A 12,184-nucleotide genomic window follows, 5' to 3' on the forward strand; every position below is an offset into this window, starting at 1 on the left:
TTTGTAATGGTTTTTCCACTTCTAGTGCTTGTCTAAATCTTAAGCCTGCAGATTTTTGTTCTGTCATCGTCCTTTCCACGGCATTTACTTTAATTTTCGAGTTTTGAGTATAGCCATAATGACTGAATTGGCTATGACATTTTAGAATGATCACTCTAAAACTTTAGTCCCATGGTTCACGTTTTTATTGTGTAATTTTCTTCCATGCGTTGGGCTTTAGTGGTAAACAGATAAGCCCCAAAACAACAATGTGTGCATATTTTTGCTATGATAGCAACTAGAGATCCACATTTATTAGGCTGTTTTTAGTTATATGCACGACTCAGTTCAACTAGAACCCCTTACACGTGACATACCTCACACAAAACGAGGTCATGAGCGCTGTCTTGCATTTTTATTAAGTGCAAACGAGTTGTTTTTGCAACATGGCTACGATGCGGTTTCACTTGATGATATTGTCAATCATGCGGGTGGTTCAAAAGCATCGATTTACAAATATTTTGGCAATAAAGATGGTCTTTTTACAGCAATTTGTGACTATCGTCGTGAGCTGTTTTTTAAAGATATTTGTATGCCTTTTGACTTTACTAAGGACAATTTGCGCGTTTATTTAATACAAACCATTTTAAATATTCAAACGCATCTTGTGCTTCCAGAAAATGCTTCTTTTTTAAGACTCATTATGGAACAAGTACAACGTAATCCACAGTTGGCTTTTCATATTCACAAACAAGGGCCTAAACATATTGAAGATGCCGTGGCTTGTGTTTTAACCAAAGCAGATGAAATAGGCATTATTCGATGTGAACATCCGAATTATTCTGCACAGCTTTTTTTTGGTATTGTGCGTGAATTAGAGTGGCGAGTGTTGATGAACATCTATGTTGAAGAAAATGAACAAGAAAATCTAGAATATGTTCATTATTGCGTAGATCGTTTCTTAGCAGGTCATCAAAAAGTCTAGTTTTTTTGCAATTTCCTTTGCATATAGTATATTAATCGACTCTCTTTTTTCTTTCCACCAACCAACAACTAATTGTTGTTCTGTACCTATTTTGGTTTTCAGCAATTATTGTGGAGTAACAATGGCTCTACGTCACTTTCTTACCTTACGCGATTTATCTACTTTAGAACTGAACCAAGTTGTGCAACGCGGTATCGAACTAAAGCGTAAACAGCACAACAGCGAAGTATTCCAACCGTTTGTTGGTAAAGTCATGGGTATGATTTTTGAAAAATCGAGCACCCGTACCCGTGTATCGTTCGAAGCAGGCATGAGCCAATTTGGTGGCAGTGCAATTTTCCTCTCTCCACGAGACACCCAATTGGGTCGTGGTGAACCGATTGAAGATTCAGCACGCGTAATTTCAAGCATGTTGGATATTGTGATGATCCGTACTTTTGGACATGACATTGTTGAACGTTTTGCCTCTTATTCAAAAGTTCCTGTGATTAATGCTTTAACTGATGATCACCACCCTTGCCAATTGCTTGCAGATGTTCAAACTTTTGTTGAACACCGTGGTCCCATTGCAGGCAAAACTGTAGCGTGGATTGGTGATGGCAACAATATGTGTAATTCATATATTGAAGCTGCGCATATGTGGGGCTTCAAGTTAAAAATTGCTGCGCCTAAAGGTTATGAACCCAAAGCAGAATTTTTAAGTGAATTTGCACATTGTGCAGAACTGGTTAACTCAGCTGAAGATGCAGCTGTAAATGCAGACCTCATCGTGACCGATGTATGGGCAAGCATGGGCCAAGAAGAAGAGCAAAAAATTCGTGAAGCGGCTTTTGCAGACTATAAAGTAAATGAACGTCTTATGGATCTTGCTCATCCTGACTGTTTATTTATGCATTGTTTACCTGCGCATCGTGGCGAAGAAATTTCTGAAAAGATGCTCGACCATAAAAATGCCGTGGTTTGGGATGAAGCTGAAAACCGCTTACATGCACAAAAAGCATTGGTTGAGTTTTTAATCAATGAAAACACCAAGAAAGATTAATTAATTTTTCCAACGAAAAGCACCTAAGGGTGCTTTTTTTATACCGCCAAAGCTATAATCGGAACATAATTTTTATAAGCGACACTTTCCATGCATTTCAAAAAAACTGGCCTGTGCCTTGCTACAATTCTAAGCTCTACTTTTTTTCAGGTTCAAGCCTCAGAATTTGATGACTACTTACAGTCCAAACAAATTATTGATCAAAATTTTAAAATTCAACAACCAGAAACGTTGAACGAGATCTTAACGGTATTAACTGCAGAAGACTCTCGAACCCTCCCAATTGAAATTGATAACAACACCATCATTGAACAATTTAACCTATATGCAGACCGTACCGAGCTTAAGGGTTTGATTATCACCCCTGATTTCGCGCAGTTTGAACAGGATTTGGGTGCGAAAGAAGTTCAAAAAGTAATTAAAAAGAATGTTGTACAAAACTGCAATATTTTCTTCGAGCATCAATATCAACGCCATAACCCCTACATTATCAAATTACAGCTCAGCTCTGAGAAAAATAGCTACGATTTAGAACTAAAGCAAAAAGACTGTGGTATCAAATAGCACCTTTTTAGCGATTGGTTCTCTACTTTAGCGAACCAATCCTTGCGGCTGTAAGATAATCATGGCCGCACCAATCAATACCACTGCCCCGCCCATTACATCCCAACGGGATAAATAAACTTGATCAACATAACGTAACCATAGCAATGCGGTAAAAATATAAATTCCACCATAAGCGGCATAAATACGTCCTGACGCAGCCGGATGTAATGTCAACAACCACACAAAAGCACCAAGTGCTAAAGCAGTGGGAACCCATAACCAATGAGTTTTCCCCTGATTTAAAATCAAATAAGGGAAATAACAGCCTAATATTTCCATCACAGCAGTTACCAAAAACAGTACAAATGTGCTTAAAACTTTCGTCAATTGAATATCCATGCAACCTACTTTTATTACTTCTAACTGTTAAATACTTTCTTCAATAAAAAACCCGTGCGAACACGGGTTTTAAATTATGTAACGATCTTTAAGCAGGCTCAGCCGTTTGGTCTTCAAAAACTTCAAGTTTTAAACCAACCGCTTTACCATTTTCATTCTTCACAGAGACCGCAACATTGCCACCATGTTCTGCAAGCTCACCAAATAGAATCATTTCAGCCAGTGGCTTTTTCAAATGCTCTTGGATGAGTCGTTGCATTGGGCGAGCGCCCATTAAACGATCATAACCATTTTCAGCCATCCACTCACGCGCACTCTGATCCACTTCAAGAATGACTTTTTTATCATCGAGTTGTGCTTGCAATTCAGTTAAGAACTTATCCACTACATTTTCAATTACTGTCGTAGGTAAAGCTTTAAACTGAATCACGCTGTCTAAACGGTTACGGAACTCTGGAGAAAATGCTTTCTTCATTGCATCTTGGTTATCATTGCTATTGTCTTGATCCATGAAGCCAATACTCACGCGAGAAATACTTTCCGCGCCAATATTTGTGGTCAAGACCAACACCACATTACGGAAGTCTGATTTACGACCATTGTTATCAGTCAATGAACCATGATCCATGATTTGTAGCAATAAGTTGAACACGTCTGGATGCGCTTTTTCAATCTCATCTAGCAATAATACACAGTGCGGATTTTTATGAATCGCATCGGTCAACAGACCACCTTGGTCAAAGCCGACATAACCCGGAGGCGCACCGATCAAACGTGAAACCGCATGGCGCTCCATGTACTCAGACATATCGAAACGAACCAGCTCTACACCCAGTAATTTCGCAAGCTGCTTGGTGACTTCTGTTTTACCTACCCCAGTTGGGCCTGCAAAAACAAAACTACCTACAGGTTTATCTGGTGATTTTAAACCTGCACGCGACAGTTTAATTGCTGAGCCTAAAGCTTCGATGGCTTCATCTTGACCAAAGACCACACGTTTTAAATCACGTTCAAGATTTTCAAGAACGGTCTTGTCATCTTTAGATACGGTTTTTGGTGGAATACGTGCAATTTTCGACACGATATCTTCAATATTTTCCACGGTAATCAAGGTGTCATCTTGTTCAGCTTTCAGACGACGTTGTGCCCCTGCTTCATCAATCACATCAATGGCTTTATCCGGCAAGAAACGATCATTAATGAACTTCGCAGACAGCTCAACCGCAGAAATTAAAGCTTTGTCATCATATTTAACATGATGGAAATCCTCAAACTTGCTCTTCAAACCACGTAGAATATCAATCGTTTCTGAAATAGATGGCTCATTGACATCAATTTTTTGGAAACGGCGTGACAATGCATGATCTTTTTCAAAAACTTGGCGGTATTCCTGGAACGTGGTTGAACCAATGCAGCGCAATGAACCATTAGCCAAAGCGGGTTTAATCAAGTTTGATGCATCCATCGTGCTACCCATACTTGAGCCTGCACCAATAATCATGTGGATTTCGTCAATAAACAAAACTGCTTCTGGTTTCTTTTTCAACGCGTTCAAAAGCTGTTTTAAACGTTTTTCAAAGTCACCACGGTATTTGGTTCCTGCCACCAAAGCACCAATATCCAAACTATACACTTCAGCATTTGCTAATGGTTTCGGCGCTTTACCATTGACAATAAGCCAAGCTAAACCTTCAGCAATCGATGTTTTACCGACGCCAGGATCACCCACTAATAACGGATTGTTTTTACGACGACGGCACAAAATTTGTGCTGCACGCTCAATTTCTTTTTCACGACCAATTAAAGGATCTGTTTTACCCTTTTGTGCCTCAACATTTAAGTTGGTTGTATACAGCTCTAAAGGGCCTGCGTTGCTTGAACTGGTCGATTCACCATCAAGATCTTCAATTTCTTCTTCCACTTGCACTTCGTCTTTACGTGTGCCGTGGGCCAAGTATTGTGTCAGTGTTAAACGGTTAATTTGATGGCGTTTTAAGAGGTAGACTGCAAAAGAGTCACGCTCAGAGTACATCGCCACTAAAATATCTGCGCCTTCAACCGTCCGATCACCACCGCTTGATTGCACATGGAAAATTGCACGTTGTAAGATACGGTCAAAACTTTCGGTTGGATGCGGGGCTTGATCACTGTTTTCGCCCAGCTTAGGAGTGTGCTGCTCTACATATTCTTCAAGCTCTTTGCGAAGCACAATAATATCTGCACCACAGGCTTTCAATGCATTTACGGCCGAATCATTATCGAGTAAAGCCAATAATAAATGTTCAACGGTTAGGAATTCATGTCTCTTTTGTCGAGCCATACTAACAGCCAAACGTAAGGATACTTCTAATTGACGACTGAGCATGGAACCCCCTTAATCTTTCGGCTCAATCTGACAAAGTAAAGGATGACCTTGAGACCGAGCGTAATTATTGACTTGGTTTGCTTTTGTTTCCGCGATGTCTCTCGGGTAAACGCCTGCAACACCTTTTCCTTCATAATGTACAGTTAGCATTACTTGAGTGGCTTGGTCAAGATTCAAAGCAAAGTATTGTTGTAAAATTTCAATAACAAAGTCCATTGGGGTGTAGTCATCGTTCATTAAAACGACAGCATAGAGTGGAGGACGCTTAAGTTCTGGTGGCGCGGTTTGGACAGCGACATCCCCATTTTCTTCTTCATGCGGTTCATCATTGCTCAAGCGCGGGCTGATATGCCAGTCGACATAGCCAGATTCATGAAAAGACTGCTTGATTTCATTTAAACACGTTGAACGCTTAGAGATACCCATAAACTTACAATTCACAATTATTGTGCATTTGCCTCAGCCTGAGGGATTTCAGAGACAAATGCAGATTGACTTTCTACGGCCTCACCACGTGACCAACTAAAGCGTCGTGTCACTGGTGTGCTACCTGTTAAACGGACTTCGATAAACTGCGGCGTAAAGCCTTTAGGCATTGTCCAACGCCCTGTTAAACGCTCATAGTTTTCAAAGTTAAAGTTTTTGTCTTCAAGAGGCACAACTAAAACCTCTGTACCACGAATGAGTCGGAGTTCAACGGTACCTGAAGCTGCACGTTTAGATGGACTGACTTGAACCAAGTCCAGTTGATATTCAAATGCATTTTCAGGCAAAGGTTTAATCGCAATATGCTGCACAGCCAGTGGAATACCGCCGCGTTGACGTAAAACCTCACGGTAAATCACAGCAGTGGTTTCAGATTGCGCTTGTTGATCCAAAGCTTTTTGCAATGACAAATACAGCTCATTTGAATTGGTTACAGCAACGTCACGCTCCTGAATAGCAGCATTATAGTTTTTATTTAAAGCATCCAGATTGGTCTTTTGCTTTTGTACTACTTCGACCAGTTGCTCAGCATCTGCATCAAAACCTACCACCGTTAAACCCTGACGATGTCCGACGGTATAGCCCAATACCCCACTTGCAACCATCAATATTGCAGCACCAATTGCCAAGGGCTTATTGGTCTGTAAAAACGGCTTTGCAGGTTCAGGCTGTTGTGACGTCATATTTGTGTCAGTGTTCGGCATCGTCATCTCTTATTTTGATTCAATTCAAAACACACATTTAAATCGAAATCTAAATGTGTGTGAAGTTTTAAAACGTTTTTTATGGTAATAAACCAATTCCGTCTAGGCCCGCTGTTTCAGCAAATCCAAACATTAAGTTCATGTTTTGAACGGCCTGACCTGCTGCCCCTTTAACCAAATTGTCTTGTACAGAAATGACCACCAATTTTTTCGGTTGTGGTTTATACAGTGCAATACGTAGTTGATTTGCGCCCCGCACAGAACGTGTCTCTGGTGAGCTTCCCGCAGGCATCACATCAACAAAAGCTTCATTGGCATAAAACTGTTCATATAAACTTTGCAAATCAGCAGCTTCACCCGCATCGGTTAAATCCACATAAATCGTGCTCAGCATGCCACGAATCATTGGTACCAAATGCGGAACAAACAAAATGTGGTTAAACACCTCTTTTAAGCCTGAAATATTTTCCAACGCTTCCACAATTTCAGGATGATGACGGTGACCTGCAACGCCATAAGCTTTGAAATTATCTGCATTTTCAGAATAGATCATCCCAAGGCTGGCTTTACGGCCTGCACCAGACACACCCGATTTTGCATCAATAATAATGCTTTCAGGTTTAACTAATGTGTCGTTTTGCTTAAATAACGGCGCTAAACCCAGTTGTACTGTTGTTGGATAACAACCAGGGTTACCAATGACATTGGCTTGTTTAATCTGCTCACGGTTTAATTCTGACAAACCATAAACCGAGTCTTTCAGTAGTTCAGGGCACGCATGCTGCATACCATACCATTTTTCAAACTGTTCTAAGTCTTGTAAACGAAAGTCTGCGGCAAGGTCAATCACTTTAGTATTTGCAGCCACCAACTCTTCGGCATGCTTCATGGCAACGCCATGCGGTGTCGCAAAGAACACCACATCACATTTTTTCAGTTCATCAATATTCAAATCTGAATATTTAAGTTCGGTATGTCCACGTAGGCTTGGGAACATATCATCTACACGGCGACCGTCTTCTGTACGCGATGTTAATACGCTTACTTGCACATTTGGGTGTCGTAGTAAAAGACGCAACAATTCAACGCCTGTATAACCTGTACCGCCGACAATACCAACTGAAATCACGTGTATTACCTCAAACTTAAACTGTCCATTTCGTAACTGCCTAGTATGACAGGAAGTTTCTGCTTTCTAAACTGTTTTACTTGGAATTTATGCGTTTTTAGTGCTATCGACACCTAATGAGGCACATCCAATATACTCTGTACAGGCTCAAAACCAATCTGATTTCGTCCCGAATGTTTCGCCTGATATAACAATTGATCGGCAGCATGTATGGCGTATTTTAAGTTAGGCTGATGTACCGCAGCCAGTCCGAAACTTGCTGTCACGGCAATATTTTTTGAAGATAATCGTGCATCGGCAATACCTAAACGAATACGATTGGCAATGTTATAAGCCAGCGTGGGGGCATCAATTTGTAATAAGACAATGAACTCTTCCCCGCCAAAACGCCCCACTAAGTCATGGGCACGGACGTTTTGCCCAATAATTTCACCGACTTGTTGTAAAATTTGATCACCCACCAAATGCCCATAGGTATCATTAATTTTCTTAAAATGGTCAATATCACACATGAGCAAGAAATAAGGCTGTTTAGAGAGCTGATGCAACTTCCGCTTAGCAGCTTCGTTAAAGCCACGCCGATTGAATAAATGCGTTAGCGGATCTCTTAGCCGCTCATCGTTGAGTTGATGGATAATATCTCGCACCAATGTTCCGAGCAGCACAATTGCAAACCACATACTTAAGATAATGCTCGCAGCAAGCATCATCAGCCACCAGACTGAATTTGCCAGCATGTCTGCTTCGATATTTCTTAAAAAGAGAAAAATAATGATTCCGCGAACAAAGGTATACAGCACAATAAACACGTAGGAAAAGTCGACTATTTTATTGAGCAAATCAATCCCTTGATAATGTTTAAACATTGAAAACAAAACCAAAGACTCAATCAATGCAATTGAAATGTTCAAAATCAGCATTCTGATCCACAGTTGATCATCTACATAGGAATAATAACTGAGTGAAAGTAAAGCCATCACGACCAAGGCCAGACACCAATATGGACGTGCATTGGCACTCTTTCTTAAGCCCATGGCATAAGCGCTGGCCCATGCGCCAAACAAATACATACTACCTAAAATGGGTGCCGACAAAGCCAACTGCTTACTCGACATAAAACTTTGCGCGGCCACAGAAAACGAAGGCACAATATATCCAAGCCCGAGCCACAATAAATATGAAGGAGCCCTAAAAGCAAAATGACATATTAAAAGCAAGCTTCCCATTAAAATCAGGCAAGCTGGAACGATTAATATAAAATAGTGGATATCTGTAAAGTTCACATTTGAGGTCTTTGGACTGAAATTGAGGAATGTTTACCTTAGATCATGAAGTTTAGAGCATTTTTTGACTAACGCTCAATCGGTCAGAAGAAATTACTTTTAAATTTTGCACGTGAAATTAACTTTAAGTGCTTGCCCACCAATATGGCAATGCGGTTGTTTTTAAAGTTTTTCGGTGCTGTTGAAAAGCGGCATCATATTTAGCAACTTCTGCCCAAAAACGTGCACTATGATCAAAATGTTGCGTATGTGCGAGTTCATGCACACAGACATAACGGGTAATGGCTTCAGGAAACAACACTAAAGCACTGTTAAGCATGATGTCGTGTTTGGCACTACAACTCCCCCAACGTGTTTTGGGCTGACGAATTGAACATTGTGTAAATTTTAAACCAGTTTCATGACTAATCTGTTGCAAATAAATAGGCAAGTGCTGTTTGGCATATGCAATCACAAAAGATTTTAAATAACTTTCAGGCTGACGGTCACTGATCCAAAGCTGGTGATTGTGCTCATCCAAAATATACGCATTTTTTTGTGTTTTATAGCTCACCGTTAAAGCATTTTTTCGATTAAATAACCGCAACTCTGTGGGAAGGGTTCGATCTATCTGTACCAGACTGGCTTGCTGCTTCTGCCACGTTTCAACCATCCACTGTTCAGATTGATTTAAAAAATCCTGAATTTGCCGTTTACTACAAAATTTAGGCACGGTTAAACGAATTTGAGTCGGTTCAACACGAAGTCGTAACCGAGACGCACGTGCATGATGGGTGATTTGGATTTCAGGTAGGTCTGCTAAGGTCATTAATATTATTCTTTTATTAAATCATCCTCCCCAGCCCTCCTTTTGAAAGGAGGGAGAAAAACATAAGATAAAAATGTTTTTGCTTTTAGCCCCTCTTTTTCAAAGAAGAGCTTAGGGAAGATTTAAAATTAAACCGCGGTACGTTCTTCAATACCGCTGTCTGTTGCAACAACAGCCACATCTGCTTTATTGATTGCAAAAATACCATTACACACCACACCTGGAATGTCGTTAATGGTTTTTTCAAGCTCAAGCGCATTTAAGATATTCAGGTTATAAACGTCTAAAATCACGTTACCGTTATCCGTCACCACACCTTCACGGTAAGCAGGATCACCACCGAGCGCCACAATTTTACGTGCCACAGCTGAACGAGCCATTGGAATCACTTCAATCGGAAGTGGGAAGTCACGCCCCAATTGATCGACCCACTTAGAGTCATCAACGATACAAACAAATTTTCTCGCAATTGAAGCCACGATTTTCTCGCGAGTAAGTGCAGCCCCACCACCTTTGATCATATGCATATGACGGTCAATTTCGTCTGCACCATCTACATAGGCATCTAAACCGCCTACAGAGTTCATATCAACCACTTCAATGCCTAATTTCTTTAAGCGCTCAGCCGTTGCTTCTGAACTTGCCACAGCCGCTTCAAGCTGAAGTTCTGGTAAAAGTTCAATTAAGAAATTGACGGTGCTGCCTGTACCCACCCCTAAAATGCCACCTTTAGGTAAGTGCTTTAAGGCAGCTTTTGCAGCAGCTTGCTTTTTTTCATCTTGGGTAGCATACAGACTCATAATTTGGCTCAACTATTTTTTGACATTTGTTGCTGATTTTACAGCCCAAATGTACAGGGGTTTGTTACAATGATCCTCTATTTTAAACTGTTAAATGGGAAATTAACATGCTGTCTCGTTTGGTTCGACAAATATTACAAGCAACAGTCTACGATGTTGCAATCGAAACTCCACTCGAAGCGGCACCTCGAATTAGTGAGAAACTCAATAACAACATTCGTTTTAAGCGCGAAGACTTACAACCAGTCTTTTCATTTAAGCTGCGCGGTGCCTATAACCGCATTAGCCAACTCCCTAGAGCTCAACTTGAACGTGGCGTGATTACTGCATCTGCTGGCAACCATGCCCAAGGCGTAGCACTGTCAGGTAAAAAACTCGGGATTCGTGCCATTATTGTGATGCCGAAAACCACCCCAGATATTAAAGTTCAGGCAGTCAAACGCTTAGGCGGTGAAGTAGTTCTCCATGGCGACTCTTTTGATGTTGCAAACAAATATGCGATTCAACGTGCTGCAGAAGACGGTATGAGTTTTATTCCACCCTATGACGATGAACTCGTCATGGCAGGTCAAGGCACGATTGGCAATGAAATTTTGCGCCAATGGCGCGATGTCGACTACGTTTTCGTCGCTGTTGGTGGTGGCGGTTTGATTGCTGGTGTAGCAGCCTACTTAGGCGATGTCGCGCCACATGTTAAAGTCATTCCTGTTGAATATGATGAGTCTGCATGTTTGAAAGCGGCTTTTGAAGCAAATGAACGCGTTGTACTTCCTCAAGTCGGCTTATTTGCCGACGGTACGGCTGTAGCACAGATTGGTGAAAAACCATTTGAAGTGATTCAACTACAAAAGTCAGATAACTCAGGCCCGATCGTTGAGCGTGAAGTGGTTTTAGTCAATACCGATGAAATTTGTGCTGCAATTAAAGACACCTATGATGAATGTCGTAGCATCGTTGAACCATCAGGTGCAATGGCCTTGGCAGGAATCAAAAAATATGTTGAAAAACACGAGCTGATTGGGCAAAACATCGTCTCAATTGTATGTGGTGCAAACATGAACTTTGACCGTTTACGCTATATTGCAGAACGTACTGAATTGGGTGAACGTAAAGAAGCTATTTTTGCTGTGACCATTCCAGAGAAAAAAGGTTCATTCCTAAATTTCTGTCGAGCGCTACAGGGCCGTAATATCACCGAGTTTAACTACCGTGCGAGCGATGCCAGTGCAGCGCAAGTCTTTGTCGGGATTAGCTTAAAAGGCGGGGAAAAAGAGCGTCACGATATTTTTGAAGCACTCAAAACTCAATTCGATGTTGATGACTTGTCTGATGATGAAGTGGCAAAATTGCATATTCGCTACTTGATTGGTGGCCATGCAGACCTTGAAAATGAGCGTTTATTCCGTGTTGAGTTCCCTGAACGTCCAGGCGCACTGTTAATGTTCCTCGAGCGCCTTGGCCCTACGCATAACATTACCCTATTCCACTACCGTAACCACGGTGCGGCGGAAGGCCGTGTCCTTGTTGGTTTAGAAGCAAGTGATGCGAAGCAAAACCCAGATGGTTTGATTGAAACCTTAGAAAGTATTTCGTATCCATATGAAGAAATTACCAATAACCTAGGTTATCAACGTTTCTTAAAATAAAAGATTCAATAC

General features: G+C 41.1%; 12 protein-coding genes. 4 read left to right on the top strand and 8 right to left on the bottom strand.

Annotated features, from left to right (window positions below):
- Positions 1-313: 313 nt before the first annotated feature.
- The 3 genes from RR876_RS05230 (at position 314) to RR876_RS05240 (ending at position 2,570) form a co-directional block, all read left to right on the top strand.
- Entirely contained in the window at positions 314-964 is a 651-nt protein-coding gene (locus tag RR876_RS05230) for a TetR/AcrR family transcriptional regulator (RefSeq protein ID WP_005401081.1), read from the top strand.
- Positions 965-1,085: 121 nt separating this feature from the next.
- Entirely contained in the window at positions 1,086-2,006 is a 921-nt protein-coding gene (gene argF / locus RR876_RS05235; protein WP_332478444.1) for an ornithine carbamoyltransferase, read from the top strand.
- Between the two features lie 90 nt (positions 2,007-2,096).
- Positions 2,097-2,570 (top strand): hypothetical protein, encoded by a 474-nt coding sequence (locus tag RR876_RS05240; RefSeq protein ID WP_332478443.1) that lies wholly within the window; start codon positions 2,097-2,099, stop codon positions 2,568-2,570.
- 27 nt (positions 2,571-2,597) lie between these two features.
- Here RR876_RS05240 and RR876_RS05245 read toward each other — a convergent pair whose 3' ends face one another.
- From RR876_RS05245 to rpiA, 8 genes are all read right to left on the bottom strand, one after another.
- The gene (locus tag RR876_RS05245; protein WP_332478442.1) at positions 2,598-2,951 is read right to left on the bottom strand and encodes a YnfA family protein; all 354 of its coding nucleotides are present in this window, start codon (positions 2,949-2,951) and stop codon (positions 2,598-2,600) included.
- A gap of 88 nt (positions 2,952-3,039) precedes the next feature.
- Positions 3,040-5,316, bottom strand: a complete 2,277-nt coding sequence (gene clpA / locus RR876_RS05250) for an ATP-dependent Clp protease ATP-binding subunit ClpA (protein WP_005401078.1) — start codon at positions 5,314-5,316, stop codon at positions 3,040-3,042.
- Positions 5,317-5,325: 9 nt separating this feature from the next.
- A complete protein-coding gene (gene clpS / locus RR876_RS05255) occupies positions 5,326-5,742 on the bottom strand; it encodes an ATP-dependent Clp protease adapter ClpS (RefSeq protein ID WP_004981811.1) in 417 nt (138 codons plus the stop codon).
- Between the two features lie 17 nt (positions 5,743-5,759).
- Positions 5,760-6,506: a DUF6776 family protein gene (locus RR876_RS05260; RefSeq protein WP_201706583.1), complete on the bottom strand. Its 747-nt coding sequence runs from the start codon at positions 6,504-6,506 to the stop codon at positions 5,760-5,762.
- Positions 6,507-6,585: 79 nt separating this feature from the next.
- Positions 6,586-7,641 carry an N-acetyl-gamma-glutamyl-phosphate reductase gene (gene argC, locus RR876_RS05265; protein ID WP_178927735.1) on the bottom strand — a complete coding sequence of 352 codons (1,056 nt, stop codon included), beginning with the start codon at positions 7,639-7,641 and terminating at the stop codon, positions 6,586-6,588.
- A gap of 107 nt (positions 7,642-7,748) precedes the next feature.
- A complete protein-coding gene (locus RR876_RS05270; protein ID WP_332478441.1) occupies positions 7,749-8,783 on the bottom strand; it encodes a GGDEF domain-containing protein in 1,035 nt (344 codons plus the stop codon).
- A gap of 259 nt (positions 8,784-9,042) precedes the next feature.
- On the bottom strand, positions 9,043-9,726 hold the full coding sequence (locus tag RR876_RS05275; RefSeq protein WP_332478440.1) for a SprT family zinc-dependent metalloprotease: 684 nt from the start codon (positions 9,724-9,726) through the stop codon (positions 9,043-9,045).
- A 128-nt stretch (positions 9,727-9,854) separates the two neighbouring features.
- Complete coding sequence (gene rpiA, locus RR876_RS05280; protein WP_004696685.1) at positions 9,855-10,526, bottom strand: ribose-5-phosphate isomerase RpiA; 672 nt, start codon at positions 10,524-10,526, stop codon at positions 9,855-9,857.
- Positions 10,527-10,633: 107 nt separating this feature from the next.
- Between rpiA and ilvA the strand changes: the two genes are divergently transcribed.
- Positions 10,634-12,172 carry a threonine ammonia-lyase, biosynthetic gene (gene ilvA, locus RR876_RS05285; protein WP_332478439.1) on the top strand — a complete coding sequence of 513 codons (1,539 nt, stop codon included), beginning with the start codon at positions 10,634-10,636 and terminating at the stop codon, positions 12,170-12,172.
- Positions 12,173-12,184: the final 12 nt, after the last annotated feature.

The sequence above is a fragment of the Acinetobacter sp. genome, assembly GCF_036666595.1.
Taxonomy (GTDB): Bacteria; Pseudomonadota; Gammaproteobacteria; order Pseudomonadales; family Moraxellaceae; genus Acinetobacter.